The sequence below is a fragment of the Flavobacteriales bacterium genome (assembly GCA_016779935.1).
GTDB lineage: Bacteria > Bacteroidota > Bacteroidia > Flavobacteriales > UBA7312.
Window position 1 is genome coordinate 25,854 of record JADHMQ010000002.1, and the last position, 16,723, is coordinate 42,576.

13 protein-coding genes are annotated in these 16,723 nt (G+C 37.0%); 7 read left to right on the forward strand and 6 right to left on the reverse strand.

Translation table 11 applies throughout. The annotated features are described in order from the left end of the window. Positions 1 to 17: 17 nt before the first annotated feature. Positions 18 to 1,154, forward strand: a complete 1,137-nt coding sequence (locus tag ISP73_01955) for an amidohydrolase family protein (GenBank protein ID MBL6657348.1) — start codon at positions 18 to 20, stop codon at positions 1,152 to 1,154. Here the strand turns inward: ISP73_01955 and ISP73_01960 are convergent. From ISP73_01960 to ISP73_01985, 6 genes are read right to left on the reverse strand one after another with little or no spacing between them, the layout of a single operon-like run. After that, entirely contained in the window at positions 1,138 to 1,809 is a 672-nt protein-coding gene (locus ISP73_01960; protein ID MBL6657349.1) for a 2-C-methyl-D-erythritol 4-phosphate cytidylyltransferase, read from the reverse strand. The two genes, ISP73_01955 and ISP73_01960, sit on opposite strands and share 17 nt — an antisense overlap. 2 nt (positions 1,810 to 1,811) lie before the next feature. After that, positions 1,812 to 2,867 (reverse strand): tRNA preQ1(34) S-adenosylmethionine ribosyltransferase-isomerase QueA, encoded by a 1,056-nt coding sequence (gene queA / locus ISP73_01965; GenBank protein MBL6657350.1) that lies wholly within the window; start codon positions 2,865 to 2,867, stop codon positions 1,812 to 1,814. 47 nt (positions 2,868 to 2,914) lie between these two features. Then, positions 2,915 to 3,622 carry a tRNA pseudouridine(55) synthase TruB gene (gene truB, locus ISP73_01970; GenBank protein ID MBL6657351.1) on the reverse strand — a complete coding sequence of 236 codons (708 nt, stop codon included), beginning with the start codon at positions 3,620 to 3,622 and terminating at the stop codon, positions 2,915 to 2,917. Beyond that, positions 3,623 to 4,426 (reverse strand): undecaprenyl-diphosphate phosphatase, encoded by an 804-nt coding sequence (locus ISP73_01975; protein MBL6657352.1) that lies wholly within the window; start codon positions 4,424 to 4,426, stop codon positions 3,623 to 3,625. Then, complete coding sequence (locus ISP73_01980) at positions 4,419 to 4,640, reverse strand: DUF3098 domain-containing protein (GenBank protein ID MBL6657353.1); 222 nt, start codon at positions 4,638 to 4,640, stop codon at positions 4,419 to 4,421. Before ISP73_01980 ends, ISP73_01975 begins: the two co-directional genes overlap by 8 nt. A gap of 3 nt (positions 4,641 to 4,643) precedes the next feature. Next, positions 4,644 to 5,522 (reverse strand): cell division protein FtsX, encoded by an 879-nt coding sequence (locus ISP73_01985; protein ID MBL6657354.1) that lies wholly within the window; start codon positions 5,520 to 5,522, stop codon positions 4,644 to 4,646. Positions 5,523 to 5,598: 76 nt separating this feature from the next. Between ISP73_01985 and ISP73_01990 the strand changes: the two genes are divergently transcribed. Genes ISP73_01990 through ISP73_02015 form a run of 6 tightly spaced genes read left to right on the forward strand, consistent with a single transcriptional unit; the run spans position 5,599 to position 16,669 of the window. Beyond that, positions 5,599 to 8,370: a leucine--tRNA ligase gene (locus ISP73_01990; protein ID MBL6657355.1), complete on the forward strand. Its 2,772-nt coding sequence runs from the start codon at positions 5,599 to 5,601 to the stop codon at positions 8,368 to 8,370. Positions 8,371 to 8,428: 58 nt separating this feature from the next. Further along, positions 8,429 to 9,424, forward strand: coding sequence for a tryptophan 2,3-dioxygenase (locus ISP73_01995; GenBank protein ID MBL6657356.1), 996 nt, complete (start codon positions 8,429 to 8,431; stop codon positions 9,422 to 9,424). Positions 9,425 to 9,432: 8 nt separating this feature from the next. Continuing rightward, positions 9,433 to 10,653, forward strand: a complete 1,221-nt coding sequence (locus ISP73_02000; protein MBL6657357.1) for a peptidoglycan DD-metalloendopeptidase family protein — start codon at positions 9,433 to 9,435, stop codon at positions 10,651 to 10,653. 27 nt (positions 10,654 to 10,680) lie between these two features. Continuing rightward, positions 10,681 to 13,872, forward strand: coding sequence for a gliding motility-associated C-terminal domain-containing protein (locus tag ISP73_02005; GenBank protein ID MBL6657358.1), 3,192 nt, complete (start codon positions 10,681 to 10,683; stop codon positions 13,870 to 13,872). Then, the gene (locus ISP73_02010) at positions 13,869 to 14,792 is read left to right on the forward strand and encodes a PorP/SprF family type IX secretion system membrane protein (protein ID MBL6657359.1); all 924 of its coding nucleotides are present in this window, start codon (positions 13,869 to 13,871) and stop codon (positions 14,790 to 14,792) included. Before ISP73_02005 ends, ISP73_02010 begins: the two co-directional genes overlap by 4 nt. Before the next feature lie 32 nt (positions 14,793 to 14,824). Further along, positions 14,825 to 16,669: a tetratricopeptide repeat protein gene (locus ISP73_02015; protein MBL6657360.1), complete on the forward strand. Its 1,845-nt coding sequence runs from the start codon at positions 14,825 to 14,827 to the stop codon at positions 16,667 to 16,669. Positions 16,670 to 16,723 lie beyond the last annotated feature (54 nt).

Below are 16,723 nucleotides of genomic sequence, written 5' to 3' on the forward strand. Positions count from 1 at the left end.
GTATCTTTGTACACTCTATGCGCTACTTAACTTCAGATATAGTTTTTACATCAATAGGACCACCTATTCTTAATGGTGTTCTTGTGGTAGATGACAGCGGTAAAATAGTAGATATCCTTTCAGATAAAGAAGGTCTAGACTCATCCAGTATAGAATACTTTGAGGGGGCTTTATGCCCAGGCTTTATTAATACCCATTGCCATTTAGAATTGTCTCACCTCAAAGATAGAATGAAAGAAAAAACAGGTTTGCCATACTTTATTTCTAATATTGGAAAAATACGTAAGTCATCTGATGATGAGATACAATCATCTATTAAATATGCGGATAAATTAATGTTTGATAATGGGATTGTAGCTGTTGGCGATATTAGTAATACTGCTGATTCATTTGCGATTAAAGACGAGAGTCCCATTTATTACCACTCATTCATTGAGCTTTTTGCTTCTGACCCTTCAAGAGCAGATGAGGTTTTTCAAAATGGACTGCATTTATTGGGACAATGCAAGCATAAGGCTTCTTTAACCCCACATGCTAATTATTCTGCTTCTAAACAATTATTTGAAAAAATACGTTCTCACAATTCTGGAGAAATAATTACCATTCACAATCAAGAAACGCCAACAGAAGATCAGATGTTTATAGAGGGTTCTGGAGAGTTGTTAAATGAACTCATCGCTAGGCACTTTTTTAAATTTACAGGTAAAACAGCGCTAAAAAGTACATTAACACAATTGCCAGATGCTCCCGTATTGATGGTTCACAATACATTCACAACAAAAGAGGACATTCATTGGGTAAGTAAAAATTTCGATAATGTTTTTTGGGCAACTTGCCCCAAAGCAAACATATACATTGAAGACGCATTGCCCACATATGATTTTTTTATTGAGAAAAAAGCCAAAATGACATACGGAACAGATAGCTTAGCGTCCAACGATACTCTTTCGATTTTAGAAGAAATGAAAACTATAAAAAGTAGCGTGTCATTAGATAAGTCCATTGAATGGGCTTGTAAAAATGGAGCTGAATTTTTACAAATTGATGAGTGTTTTGGAACTTTTGAAAAAGGGAAAAGCCCTGGCATTAATCACCTGAAAAACTTGGAAAATTTTGAGTTAACCGATCAGAGTTCTGTTAGTCGCTTGATTTGAGGTACATCTCAGCAATTTTCAAATCTTCTGGCGTTGTGATTTTAATATTTTCTTTATTACCGTTAATTAAAATAATTTTTTCGCCAATTGCTTCAACTACTGAAGCATCATCTGTGAATGATTCATTGTAGTTAAGTTCGTATGCTTTTAGGATTGTATCGCTTTTGAAACATTGCGGGGTCTGAACAATCTTATAGTTGCTTCTATTTACGACTATACTTGTATCGTCTTTAAGTTGCCGTACACTTTCAATCACATCTAGGGATGGAATGGCACTTCCTTCAGCTTTTGCGGTTGCCATACATTTTCTTAATACCTCTTGGCTAATTAGTGGACGTACACCATCGTGAATGGCTACAACACCCTCTTCTTTAACAAATGCCAAGGCATTTTTTACGGATTCAAATCGTGTTTCTCCGCCTTTAGATAAATGATGATTAATAGTTAGGTAGTGTTTTTCACACAATTCTTTCCAGTATTCGAACTGTGACTCTGGAAGAGCCACTATGAATTCGGCATTCGGAATAAACCGACTTAAGCGTTCAAGGGTATGTATAAGAATAGGTTTAGAGTTAAGCTCTAAAAACTGCTTAGGGATAGAAGAACCCATTCGGTTTCCGCTACCCCCAGCTACTATAATTATATATTCTTTCACTTTTATAAAATCAGCATCGCATCACCGTAAGAGAAAAAATTATACTTCTCTTTGATAGCTTCCTTGTAAGCACTCATGATTAAATCATGTCCTCCAAAAGCAGAAACCATCATCAATAATGTCGATTTCGGAGTATGGAAGTTAGTAATCATACAGTTTGCAATATTAAAATCGTAAGGAGGATAAATAAATTTGTTAGTCCACCCTTCATATGGAGTAATAAGCCCTTGAGTAGTAACTGAAGTTTCTATCGCTCTCATAGATGTTGTTCCTACAGCACATACTTTTCGTTTGTTTTGAATACCACTATTGATGAGGTGTGCAGTGTCAGCATTGATAAATAATTCCTCTGAATCCATCTTATGTTTGCTCAAGTCTTCTACTTCCACCGATCTAAATGTTCCTAGACCAATGTGAAGGGTAATGTTGGCAAAATCAACACCTTTGATTTCTAAACGTTTTAGTAATTCACGACTAAAATGTAAGCCAGCAGTTGGAGCTGCAACAGAACCTTCATTTTTTGCATAAATGGTCTGATAACGTTCTTCATCTTCGGCATCTGGCTCTCTTTTAATGTATTTTGGAAGAGGTGTTTCGCCTAAATCTTTTAGCTTTTGTCTAAACTCCTCATAACTTCCGTCATAAAGAAAACGTAAAGTCCTTCCTCTAGAAGTTGTGTTGTCAATTACTTCAGCAACTAAATCGTCATCACCAAAGTATAGTTTATTTCCTATTCTAATTTTTCTTGCGGGGTCAACTAAAACATCCCACAATAGATTTTCTTTGTTAAGTTCTCTCAACAAAAAGACTTCAATCCTAGCGCCAGTTTTTTCTTTATTTCCATACATTCTTGCTGGAAACACTTTAGTTTCATTGAAAATCATCACATCACTTTCGTCGAAATAATCAATTAAATCTTTGAAAAGTTTGTGTTCAAATTTACCGGCCTTTCTATCTACTACCATCAAGCGAGCTTCATCTCTGTTGGCAGAGGGTCTTTCCGCTAAAAGTTCTTCAGGTAATTCAAAATTAAATTGTGATAGCTTTCTTTTTATCATGTTTATCTTTTTGTAAATGAATTAAAAAAGTTCGCAAATATACTAAATTAAAGCGGAGCATTTTGATTATTCTGAGGAGAAAAAGAATCTATAAACTCATGAATATCAACAGCTTGGGAAAGATTAAAATTTCCAATTCGTGTTCGTGTCAATTGACCAAGATAGGCTCCGCTATTTAAATACTGACCAAATGAATGCGCCAAAGACCTTATGTATGTGCCTTTACTACATACGATCCTGAAGTGCACGGCAGGTAATTCTACTTTAGTAATTTCGAATTCACTGACCTGAACCAGACGTTCTTTAATTTTTACATCCTCTCCTTTTCTGGCGTGTTCGTACAAGCGTTTTCCATTTTGCTTTATGGCCGAGTAAATAGGGGGTATTTGTAAAATTTCGCCAGTCAGAGATTTCGTGGCTTTCTGAAAATCATCTTCATTTATGTGATCAATAGGGTATTCCTTGTCCACCTCAGTTTCAAGGTCATATGAAGGGGTTGTAGCTCCCAAAATAAACTTGCCAGTATATTCTTTTTCTTGGCTTTGAAATTCATTGATGCGTTTCGTAAATTTGCCTGTACATACTATGAGCAAACCATCTGCCAAAGGGTCTAAAGTGCCGGCATGTCCGACTTTTATTTTTTTGACTTGAAGATGAGAGCGAAGGGTATTTCGTATTTTTTTTACAGCATCAAAAGATGTCCATCGAAGTGGTTTGTTAATCAATAAAAAATGTCCTTCGAGAAAGTCAATCATTTAGAAAGTAGAAAATACGATTGCTAGTGTACCAACAATGAAGCAGTAATAAGAGAAGTACTTTAGCTGACTATTTTTGACTAAGGAAATCATCCATTTGCAGGCTAACAGACCCGTGATAAAAGCAGCCATAAAGCCTACAATTAATGGGATTAGTGTAGCGCTTTCTGAAGAAATTTCACCACTCAATATATCCTTTGCCATTTTTCCAAGAATCAGCGGAACGACCATTAAAAATGAAAACTTAGCCGCCTTTTCTCTGTCAATACCCAATAAAACAGAAACGGATATAGTGGCTCCTGACCTAGATATACCTGGTAAAATAGCAATGGCTTGAGCAATACCAATTAAAATAGAGCTTGAATAGCTTACGTTTTTGTTAGTGTTTTTTGCTTGATCGGCAACATATAGTAGTAGTCCTGTGAGAATAAGCATAGCACCTACAAACAAAATTTGACCGCCAAAAAGGCTGTCAATTTGCTCGTCAAAAATAAGCCCAATAAGAGCTGCGGGTATCATGGATAAAATGATTTTCAAAGAAAATTTAAATTCATCATTCCATTTGAATTGAAGAATACCTTTGATGATTTCACTTACTTCTTTACGAAATATGTACAAGGTACTTAAAGCGGTTGCAGCATGAAGAACAACCGTCATTAGCAAATTCTCTTCAGGCAAACCCGTATTGCCAAAATGTTTGAGGATAAAGGCAGTGATTTCAAGATGACCACTACTGCTAACGGGTAAAAATTCAGTAAGCCCTTGGACAATCCCCAAGAGAATAGCTACAATAATTTTACTCATCTTTTGCTTTGTGAAGTATGGCAAAGACTTCAACAACAAATCCACTTACAAGAAAAATTGTTGATAGTGTTAGCCTTCTGAAGTTAAAAATAGCATCGCTGAACACCTCTGGGTCTTCAGACTTTCCGCCACTCATTAAAATGTAGCCACATATAATGAGTACTACTCCTAAAATCATTAATTGATAATTTCTTTTTCCAAAATTGAATTCCATAGTTTAATGGTATAAATCGTTTTCGTTCATTTTAAGGTATTTGCCAACGGCAATATTGGTAACAATTACACTCATCAGCACACCAAATAAAAGTATTCCAATAAAAATAAGAACAATGGTATACATGTCTTGTAGTACTAATAATTCAGGCATTTCTTTATGTAGACTAAACAACACAGAAATCAGTAAAATCACACCAATCAAACCAGAAAAAACACCTTGTATAATTCCACTTCTTAGGAAAGGTTTCCTTACGAAAGAATTAGTAGCCCCAACAAGTTTCATAGTTCTAATGATAAAGCGTTTTGAATATACTGTTAGCCTTATAGTGTTATTAATTAGAGCAATAGCCACAATCAATAGAAGGACACAAAAAGAAACTAATATTAAACTTAGTTTTCTGACGTTGGAGTTGATAGAGTCAATTAAATCTTTTTGAATAATTATTTCTTTGATGATTTCATTGCCTTCAATTTCTTTTTCTAAAGCCGTAAAGTTTTGTTCACTCGCATACTCTGCATTTAAAAAGACTTCTATGCTTGCAGATAAGGGGTTAAAGCCTAAAAAAGATATAAAATCTTCGCCCAAATCACTTTCTAATATTTTAGCAGCTTCATCTTTACTCACAAAGCGACTACTCTTAACCCATGGTGATGCATCAAGATTTTTTTGAAGCTGGAAACGGTCTACTTTCTTAATGTTATCTTTTAGAATTAGGCTAACACCTACATTCTCTTTTATGTAATTTGTAAGTCGGTTTGTATTAATATAAATAAAACCCATAGAGCCAAGCATAAGCAACACTAAAGAAATACTCAACATAGTAGACAATGAAGAAGTTCTGAGCTTACGTTTTATGTGTCTTTCTTGTGCTTGTTTCATTACGCTTGCTAAGGTAATAATTTTTGGTGCTTAGTTTAGACGATTGATTAACTTTGCTGATAAATTATTTTTTGGAATGGAATACGATTTTAAGAGTATCGAACAAAAGTGGCAAGACAATTGGAGAAAATCCAAGACCTATAAAGTGGAGGAGATTGACAATAAGCCTAAATTTTATGTGTTGGATATGTTTCCTTATCCATCAGGAGCCGGCTTACACGTAGGTCATCCTCTCGGTTATATAGCATCGGATGTATATGCTCGTTTTATGAAGCATAAAGGTTACAACGTTTTACACCCAATGGGTTACGATTCTTTTGGCCTTCCTGCTGAGCAATACGCCATTCAAACTGGACAACACCCTGCCATTACAACAGAAAATAATATTAATAGATACCGCGAGCAACTTGACAAAATTGGTTTTTCATACGATTGGGACAGAGAAGTACGAACTTCTGACCCCAATTATTATAAATGGACCCAATGGATATTTAAGCAGTTATTCGATTCCTATTACTGTAACATTCAGCATAAGGCTAAACCAATAGATGAACTAATTCGTTCCTTTTTTGACAGTGGTAATGAAGAAGTTAATGCCGCTTGCGATGAAGATACACCACAGTTTACGGCTGAGCAATGGCACGCTTTTTCTGAGCAAGAAAAAGAAGAGATTTTACAAAAATACCGCCTTACATTTTTATCGGAAACATGGGTAAATTGGTGCGAAGGACTGGGGACTGTACTTGCAAATGATGAGGTAAAAGATGGCCGCTCAGAGAGAGGTAATTTCCCTGTAGAGCAAAAACTAATGAAGCAATGGTCTATGCGAATTACCGCTTATGCCGAACGCTTATTGACGGATTTAGATACATTAGATTGGAGCGATTCTATAAAGGAAATTCAACGCAACTGGATAGGTAAATCAAAAGGGGCATCAGTATCATTCAGCGTAGAAGGAACAGAACAACAAATAGAGGTTTTTACTACTCGTCCAGATACTATTTTTGGAGTGACCTTTATGGTTTTAGCTCCTGAGCATGAGCTGGTGAGAAAAATTACGACTGCTGAACATAAAGAAGAAATTGAAAAGTACTGTCATTTAGCGGCATTGAAATCGGAAAGAGATAGACAAGCAGACGTCAAAACTGTCACAGGTGCATTTACAGGAGCTTATGCAATACATCCATTTACCAATGAAAGGGTTCCTATTTGGATTGGCGATTATGTTCTGGCTTCTTACGGAACTGGAGCGGTTATGGCTGTACCTTGTGGCGACCAAAGAGACTGGAACTTTGCCACTCTTTTTGGTATTGAGATAAAAAACATTTTTAAAGATACAGACATCAGTGAAGGAGCAAATGAAGATAAGTCCGCCATCATTGATCATTCAGATTTTTTATCAGGACTAAGCTCCAAAGAAGCTATTCAAAAAGTCGTAGAATCCTTAGAAGAAAAAGGCATAGGAGAAGGAAAAATCAATTACAGGCTAAGAGATGCTATTTTTAGTAGACAACGCTATTGGGGTGAGCCTTTTCCAATTTATTATGACGGTGGTATCGCTAAAGCCACACCCACCAACGACTGTATTGAATTACCTCCAGTAGATAAATACTTACCGACAGAACAGGGGGAGCCCCCTTTAGCAAGAGCAAATAAGGAGGATTGGAATATTTTTCATGGAGAACGAATGGAATACAATACTATGCCAGGTTGGGCAGGTTCATCCTGGTATTTCTTAAGGTATATGGACCCCCATAATGAGGAGGCATTTGTGTCCAAAGAAAAAGCAGATTACTGGGGGCAAGTAGACCTTTATATAGGCGGAGCAGAACATGCCGTTGGTCATTTGTTGTATTCACGCTTTTGGACGAAATTCTTGTGCGATAGAGGCTTTATTGGCTTTGATGAACCATTCAAGAAAATGATCAATCAAGGAATGATATTGGGACGTTCCAATTTTGTTTACAGAATAAATGATACCAATACATTCGTAAGTTTTGACAAGCGAAAAGAGCACAAATGCAGCCGACTACACGTTGACATCAACTTAGTGAATAATGATGTTTTGGATGTTGAAGCGTTCAAAAGCTGGAGAGAAGAATTTAAAGATGCCGAATTCATCCTCAGTGATAATGGAGAATACCTCTGTGGTTTTGAAGTTGAAAAAATGTCTAAATCAAAATATAATGTTCAGACCCCAGACGATTTGGTCGAAAAATTTGGAGCCGACACATTAAGGATGTATGAAATGTTTTTAGGGCCTTTGGAACAATTCAAGCCTTGGGATACAAAAGGCATCAATGGCGTTCATAATTTCTTAAGAAAATTTTGGCGATTAGTACACGACGAAGACAACAATTTTGACATAGAACACTCCGAGCCAAACAAGGAAGAATTTAAAGCATTGCATAAATGCATCAAAAAAGTGACAGAAGATATAGAAAGGCATTCTTTTAATACGGTGGTGAGTACCTTAATGATTGCCGTTAATGAACTCAACGATTTAAAAAGTAAAAACAAAACAATCGTTTCGGAATTAGTAGTTTTAATTTCGCCATACGCACCACATTTCGCCGAAGAGATGTGGCAAAAACTAGGAAATACGAACTCAGTTACCTTAGCAAAATGGCCACAGTTTGATGAAAAGCACTTACAAGAAGACGCCTTTACCTATCCAGTATCTTTCAACGGCAAAATGCGTTTTACTATGGATTTATCGGCAGACTTAAGCAAGGACGATATCGAAAAAGCCGTGCTCTCATTTGAGAAAACGATCCAATATTTAGAAGGTAAAAGCCCAAAGAGGGTGATAATAGTCCCAAAGAAAATCGTTAATATCGTAGTATGATTTCAAACATACCACAAGACCTATTATATTGATAGATATGCATAAAAAATAACGACCTATGGAATTGACAAAAGAGATTAAAGAAAAGTTAGAGAAATTAGATAAGAAGTACGCTTCAATAGGTCAAGATTTACCGGCATATTTAGATGGCTTATTATATGCCAACCCCTTACACTATTGGGACTACACCTATGTTGACACTCTACTAAGTCTGCAGCACCCAAAGACAGACTTCCCTGATGAACAAATATTTATCATTTATCATCAAATTACGGAGCTATACTTTAAGCTTGCTCTCTTAGAATTAGAACAAATTTCCAATAATGGCAAGAAAATGTCCGATGAAGGAAGAGATATGGGGTGGAACGATAGCCTGTCTTCAGACTTTTTTGTTGAAAGGTTAAAACGAATAAATAGTTATTTTGAAGTCCTTACTAGTTCATTTGGCATTATGGTCAATGGAATGGAGAAAGAACAATTTCTAAAATTTAGAATGTCTCTCTTACCATCTAGTGGTTTCCAATCTGCCCAATACCGATTAATTGAAATCTCCTGTTCTTACCTTATTAACCTCACAGACAAAGAACAGCGTGAAAAACTAAAAGACGCTAGTATTGAAGAAATGGCTCAACACTTCTACTGGAAAGATGGAGCTATTGATGTTAAAACAGGCAAGAAGACCTTGATGCTTGAGAATTTTGAGAAAAAATACATGGCTCAATTTATTGAAAGAGCCCATCAGTTCAAGGACAAAAATTTAATGGCTAAATATCAACAATTGAGTGTTGAAGAACAGCAGAAAGAAGATTTGATACATCAACTTCGTTTATTAGATTTGAACGTTAATGTTAACTGGCCTTTGGTTCACTATAAGTCTGCCGTTAGGTATTTATCCTCAGGCAAAGAAGACATTGATGCAACAGGAGGAACGAATTGGCAAAAATATTTGCCGCCACGTTTTCAAAAGCGAATATTCTTCCCAGAGTTGTGGACCGAGGAGGAAATGAATAATTGGGGAAGGCAATGGGTAGTAAAAGCCCTCAGCGAAAGTTAAAAACTAGAATGACAAAAACACATATTAAACTAGGTTTATTTGGAATTATAGCCTGTATTTTAATAGTGTTTTCTTCTTGCAATTCTATAGAATCAGCCCCCCCCACTCCAAGCACTTTCGAATACGGAATTTGTGTAGATACCTTTAAAGTAGTAAAGGGTCAGGTTGAGGCTGGTCAAACACTTGGAGCTATACTTTACCTTAACCATATCAATCATGGAACAATTGATAAAATTGTAAGAGCATCAAAAGGCATTTTTGATTTTAGAAAAGCCAAAGTGGGTGAAAATTATACTGTAATATGTTCTGACGATTCTATTCAAAAAGCTAAGTACTTTATTTATGAAACATCGAGTACTGACTATGTGGTTTTTGATATCAGAGATACTATCAAAGTTTATACTGGACAAAAAGAAATTGAAGTTAGAATAAAAAAGTCAAGCGGTAAAATAGAGTCGTCTTTGTGGAATGCTTTAGTAAATAATAACATGAGTCCAGCTTTAGTGATGGAGCTGTCAGGAATATACGCATGGACAATAGATTTCTTTAGGATACAAAAAGGCGATTACTTCAAGATAATTTATGAAGAACGCTTTGTAGAAGATGAATTTATAGGAATAGGGCGAGTCTATGCCGCTTTATTTAACCATGCTAACGAAGATTTTTATGCTTTTTACTTTGAAGAGGAAGAAAACTATGGCGATTATTTTGATGACGAAGGAGGAGCTTTACGCAAAGCCTTTTTACGAGCACCATTAAACTTCTCCCGAATAAGCTCAAGCTATAGCAAACGTAGAAAGCACCCCGTAACGGGAAGAGTAAAAGCACATTTGGGAACGGATTATGCAGCACCTACTGGAACGCCAATTTTATCAACAGCTAATGGTACGGTTACACATGCTAGGTACAAAAGAAACAATGGTAACTATGTAAAAATTCGCCATAATAGTACCTATACAACTCAGTACCTGCATATGTCAAAAATAAAATCTGGTATTCGACCAGGAGTGTATGTCAAGCAAGGCGATGTAATTGGCTATGTGGGAAGTACTGGACTAGCAACAGGTCCGCACGTGTGTTACCGTTTTTGGAAAAATGGTAGACAAGTTGACCCATACAAGCAAAAACTACCCCCTTCAAAACCGGTTAAAAAAGAAAATAGAGCGGAATTCGATAGTATTAAGGACAGCTTAATGAATATACTAGTTGAAATTCCTTCCGATTTTTAGTCCCATAGATTCATTATCTTTACCCCTATGAGGGGGATATTAATAGGCTTACTTTTCTACTCTTGGGCATCCATAGCTCAAAACCTTTTTTTTATTGAAAATAAAGGGCAATGGGATATTCCGTTTGAATCAAAAATAGACATCGCAAATGGAGCATTATTTTTAGAAGAAAAAGCCTTGACCTTTAATTTTGTAGACGCTTCATTTTTCACTCATCAACATGAAGCCAAGCCCCAAAGTGACAGCCTTTCTGCTCATGCTTACCGTTGGAATTTTTTAAAAGCTAATACGCCAGTAATATCATATTCCAAGCCTCTAGAAGGAGAACACAATTACTTTACAAATCGGCAAAAGGTATCGAACTTAAAAAAGCATCAAAAAGTAACCTACAACAACTTGTATGATGGAATAGATTACACCATTTATACCTATGGAGATGGGCTAAAATACGATTGGATAGTACAGCCCAATGCTGACCCAACTGACATAAAAATGAGGTTGGACGGCATTGACCAAATTGAGTTAAGAGAAGGCCGTTTACACCTTTTTACCTCTTTAAACCTTATTACAGAAGAGCGACCCTACGCCTATCAATGGATTGATAATGAAAAAATAGATGTGGAGTGTCATTTTATATTGAAAAACAAAAAACTCTCTTTTGATTTCCCAAAAGGGTACAATACCAATTATGAGTTAATTATTGATCCTGAAATGATATTCTCATCCTATTCTGGTTCGGTAGCCAGCAACTTTGGTTATACCGCAACCTATGATGATTATGGGTTTTTATATGCAGGAGGGACCGCTTATGACATTGGCTATCCCATAACAGTTGGTGCATACCAAACAGCATACAATGGCGGAGTTGTAGGCAACGATGTGGTATTGACCAAGTATGACACAACGGGTTCATTTTTAATATACTCTACCTATTTAGGTGGGGCAGGTGATGAGGTACCTCATAGCCTAATAGTATATGAAGAAGAGTTGTTTGTCTTAGGAACTACTGGCTCTTCAGACTTTCCTGTTACGGCAAATGCTTTTGATAACACTTTTAACGGAGGACCTTTTTTAGCAGTAAATGGAGTAGGAGTTAACTACTCAAATGGCTGTGATATTTATGTAAGCCGCCTAAGTGCTGATGGGACAGAGCTCTTATCCTCAACTTTTTTGGGAGGGACTGACAACGATGGCTTCAACAGCTCTTTAACTTTACGTTACAACTATGCCGACCAAATGCGAGGAGAAATAGATATTGATAGTGAAGGAAATTGCTATATCGCTTCCTCTACCTTTTCCAATGACTTTCCTATTGTGAATAGTTTAATTCAACCGGCTAATAATGGCGGACAAGATGGAGTATTAGTGAAAATGGACAAGTCCCTAGAAAATATTTTATGGAGCTCCTATTGGGGCGGAACTAGTGATGATGCCCTCTATTCGTTAGCTTTTGACAATAACAATAATATCTATGCTGCTGGTGGAACATCGTCAGCAAATCTAAACACCTCTGCTACGGCATATGCTCCCGATTATTTAGGAGGTGGTGTAGATGCTTTTGTTACACATTTTTCTAATGATGGAGATGATATTATAAACTCTACCTTTTTTGGTTCTGACCAATACGACCAATCGTATTTTATAGAATTGGATAATGATGGAGATGTCTATCTTTTTGGTCAAACTTTAGCCCCCAATAATACTCTTGTTTTCAATGCTGTATTTTCACAACCGAATAGTGGGCAGTTTGTCTGTAAATTAAATTCAGAGCTTTCATCCTTAGAGTTTTCTACTGTATTTGGCTCGGGTAGTGGTGGAATAGACATCTCGCCAACAGCCTTTTTGGTAGATGCTTGTAACCGAATTTATTGTTCCGGATGGGGAGGAGCTACAAATGGTGCCGATAACTTAGGTCCTGGCGGCAACACTTTGGATTTAGTTACCACTTTTGACGCCTTTCAATCGGAAACGGATGGCAGTGATTTTTACCTAATTATTTTTGAAGATAACGCAAACACCTTATCCTATGCTTCATTTTTTGGTGGCGACCAAGCTGAAGAACACGTAGACGGCGGAACCAGTCGATTCGATAAAAAAGGAACGGTCTATCAATCTGTATGTGCTGGCTGTGGTGGATTTTCCGATTTTCCTACTACTGAAGGAGCCTATTCATCAACCAATGGAGCAAGTTGTAATAATGCTGTCTTTAAGTTTGATCCAGATTTCCCATTGACTATTGCAAACTTCTTTGCACCCTCACTAACTTGTGACTGGGAGGTTCCTTTTGAAAACCTAAGTATTGGTGATAATAATTCTTACTCATGGGACTTTGGCGATGGTAATACCTCAACTGAAACAACGCCTGTACATACCTATACAGCTGAGGGAGTTTATGAAGTTACACTTGTTACAAATGACCCGACTTCTTGTAACCTTACAGACACTTTAAAGAAAAACATTACAATAGATAAAAATGAATTTTCAGAGCAAAGCGATTTATTCATTTGTAAAGACGATAGCGTATTATTAAACCCTACTACTCTGGCAGATTTTGAATACCAATGGTTTCCAGCAAGCGGATTAGAAAATAGCTTTGACGTTTCAACTACTGCTTCACCAAGCACTACCACCGAATATTATTTAATTGGTCAGTACGAAAACTGCTTTGATAGTATTAGGCAGTTAATAAGAGTAGATGATGTTGATTTGGTATATAACCCTCAGGCTGAAATATGTGGCTTGCCCATTTATCTTAAGGCATTTGTAGGTGATTCAACGGAACTAAGCTGGTCAACCAGTGCAGATTTTAGCACTACTGTTGAACAAGATAGCTTTTTGGTTTCTTCACATGGTACCTATTATTTAAGGGCTACCAAAGACGATTGTGTGAAAACTGGAGCCATTGATGTCGCTCTTTCTGACGACTGCTGTTCGGACAAAAACATCATTATTCCAAATGCCTTCACGCCAAACGGTGACCTGTTAAACGATAGATATAGAATTAAAGATGAGCTTAATATTATCCGAGAATTTGAATTAAATGTCTTTAACAGATGGGGTCAAAAGGTGTTTTTTACAACACAAAAAGACGACAGTTGGGACGGTTATTTTAAAGGAGAATTACAGCCTACTTCCGTGTTTGATTATCATTTAACTATTGGATGCGTTGGTGGAGAGAAGCAATTTTTTAAGAAAGGAAACATTTCGCTTATTAGATGAAAAATTGGATTTACATACTTCTTTTGTGTCCATTTCTTGGCTTTACTCAAGATATCCAATTTAGTCAGTGGTACAATAACCCCTTTTACCTAAACCCTGCTAATACTGGTCTGTTTGATGGCGATTACAGAATAACAGCTCATCAACGTGAGCAATGGGCAAGTGTAAGTATTCCTTTTAACAGTACATCTGTGGCTTTCGATATGCCTTTTAAATCGTGGGGCTTTGGAGCCCAATTGTTAAGGGATCAGTCCGGGAGTTCAAATTTATCACTAACACAATTATCCATATCAGCAGCACGTTTTGTAGAACGCTGGAGCTTTGGTTTACAACTTGGATTTGCTCAACAGAATATTGATTACTCTGAATTGTACTTTCTGGATTCTGGCGAACAAATCCCCTCTTTAAGTAAGAGCTTTATGGACATAGGACTTGGCATAAATAACACCCTTTACATTTCTGATTCAGAACTTAAACTCGGCTATTCATTGGCCCATATAAATAAGCCTAACCGTTCGTTTTATTCCAATGAGGATTTGCTAGCGGTAAAGCATCAGATAAGTACCGTTCTACAGAAACCCCTTAACACTGAATGGTCCTTAGAGCCTTTTTTCTATTATGCTTTGCAAAGCAAACAAGCACAATCTATGATAGGCTCGAAGCTTACATTTGATATCAGCGAATATTACTTCCAAGATATAAAATTAGAAGCCGGTAGTTTCTACCGCTTCGGTGATGCGGTGGGCTTATTAGTTGGTATTAATTGGCAAAGCAGTCATTTAGCATTTTCTTACGACTGGAACGTATCGGACCTAGTGCCAGCAAGTAACTCATTAGGTGCTTGGGAACTTTCGTTTAGACATATTATAAAATCTTCGATGCCTCGACCATCGTACAAAACGTGTCCAACCTTCTTATGAAACACCAATTATTTACATACCTCTTTTGCCTAATGGCAACGTTTTCTTTCGGACAAAACAAGTCCGCTTTGGTTAACGAAGGCAATTATTATTTTGAGCTCAAGGACTACTTTTCTACTATATACTTTTACGAATTAGCCTTGGAAAAGGACAGTACATTAAGCAGTTTGTGGCACCCTTTAGCAGAAAGCTATCACCTCACCCATCAGTATTCCAAAGCCATTAGGTATTTTCAAAAGGCAGAGGCTTTAAAGCAAGATGCTAAGTACCCCAACATTCTTTTGTATTTAGGGATGTTACATAAAAATATAGGCAGTTATGAGGAGGCTTCTACCTACCTTCAAACTTTTTTGGATGAACATCCCTATCCATCTGATTATTGGTACAGAAAAGGCTTGATGGAACTCAAAGGCAGTGAGTTAGCACAATTCATGAAAGATAAGGATGAGGTAAGTGTAGAACATTTGGACGATAAGGTAAACTCTTCAGTATCTGATTTTGCACCCTTTACAGACGACAAGGGGCATTTGTATTTTTCATCAATGGAAAAAGATGACGGACTTGCAAATGAGCTATATATTGGACACCGTTCTAAACTGATGATTGCCGACAAAGGAGGGATTGCAAAAGCCTTCAATGTCTTCAACGATTTGGATTATCATATTGCTAATTTATCTTTAAATCCTGATGGTACTGAAGCCTTTTTTACCAAGTGTAAGAATGAAAAAAATGAGATACAATGCTATTTATACAAGAGCATTTTAAAAGATGGTTTGTGGCAAACACCTCAGCTAATGGACGAACGCTTTAACACTACGAATGCCAAAAATACCCATCCGCAATGGGCGTTGTGGGAAGGCGTTGAAGGGCTTTTTATCTCATCGGACAGAAGAGGAGGAGAAGGCGATTTGGACATTTGGTTTATACCAATGCAAGGCAGTCCTCAACACTTAGGTAATGGCATTAATACAGTAGGCAAGGAAGTAACGCCATTTTACCATTCGACAGAAAGGGTATTGTATTTTAGTTCTGATTTTCATCCTGGTTTGGGAGGCTTTGATATTTTCCAAACACCTTGGGAAGAAAATTGGGGTTTAGTATCAAATGTTGGAAAACCGCTAAACAGCAGTGCCAACGATTTGTACTATAGCTCACGATTGGACAGCCCTTTGTTGGGGTATTTTTCTTCTAACCGAACCGGCTCACAAACCCTTAGCTACGAAAGCTGTTGTAATGATATTTATGCCTTTGAAAAAACAGAAGAATGCGTTTGTATAAAAATAGACAGCCTAGCCACTGCTATGCGTCTTAACTTGCCTTTGAGTTTGTATTTCCATAACGATGAACCTAATCCAAATACTAGAGACACTACAACAACTCTTTCTTATACCGATGCTTATGATTCTTTTGTTAGCCTAAAGGAAGAATACGTCAAGCGATTTGCTTCCGTTTTGGGAGGTACAGCAAAAAATCAGGCGGAAAGACAAATGCGCACCTTTTTTGACCAAAGCGTTAATCAAGGTATGGCACAACTGCAAGCATTTGCCCAACAACTGCAAGAGGCTATGGCATTGGGTGCTAGCATTGACCTTAAACTAAAGGGCTTTACCTCACCACTGACTGATAGCGATTACAACACTCTATTGGCAAAACGACGTATTTCTAGTGTAGAAAACTACTTAAGAGCCTACAACGAGGAGGTGCTTTTACCTTATTTAGAAAGCGGAAAACTGACCCTCGTAGAGTTGCCTTTGGGCGAAACCCAAGTCAATATGGAGGTGAGTGACAATCCGAATGACAGGCGTAATTCGGTTTACAGCATAAAGGCATCAAGAGAAAGGCGTATTGAGATTCAATCCATTTCTGTTGAATTTTAGAGATAAAGTCTTTTAGGTTTGATTTATTATATATTTTCGCAAAAAATTAACCTT

Coding starts and splice junctions, on each gene's coding strand:
- ISP73_02010 (MBL6657359.1), top strand. CDS start 13,869: ATGAAAAATTGGATTTACATACTTCTTTTGTGTCCATTTCTTGGCTTT.
- truB (MBL6657351.1), bottom strand. CDS start 3,622: ATGATTGACTTTCTCGAAGGACATTTTTTATTGATTAACAAACCACTT.
- ISP73_02005 (MBL6657358.1), top strand. CDS start 10,681: ATGAGGGGGATATTAATAGGCTTACTTTTCTACTCTTGGGCATCCATA.
- ISP73_01990 (MBL6657355.1), top strand. CDS start 5,599: ATGGAATACGATTTTAAGAGTATCGAACAAAAGTGGCAAGACAATTGG.
- ISP73_01955 (MBL6657348.1), top strand. CDS start 18: ATGCGCTACTTAACTTCAGATATAGTTTTTACATCAATAGGACCACCT.
- ISP73_01975 (MBL6657352.1), bottom strand. CDS start 4,426: ATGAGTAAAATTATTGTAGCTATTCTCTTGGGGATTGTCCAAGGGCTT.
- ISP73_02000 (MBL6657357.1), top strand. CDS start 9,433: ATGACAAAAACACATATTAAACTAGGTTTATTTGGAATTATAGCCTGT.
- ISP73_01980 (MBL6657353.1), bottom strand. CDS start 4,640: ATGGAATTCAATTTTGGAAAAAGAAATTATCAATTAATGATTTTAGGA.
- ISP73_01985 (MBL6657354.1), bottom strand. CDS start 5,522: ATGAAACAAGCACAAGAAAGACACATAAAACGTAAGCTCAGAACTTCT.
- ISP73_02015 (MBL6657360.1), top strand. CDS start 14,825: ATGGCAACGTTTTCTTTCGGACAAAACAAGTCCGCTTTGGTTAACGAA.
- ISP73_01995 (MBL6657356.1), top strand. CDS start 8,429: ATGGAATTGACAAAAGAGATTAAAGAAAAGTTAGAGAAATTAGATAAG.
- queA (MBL6657350.1), bottom strand. CDS start 2,867: ATGATAAAAAGAAAGCTATCACAATTTAATTTTGAATTACCTGAAGAA.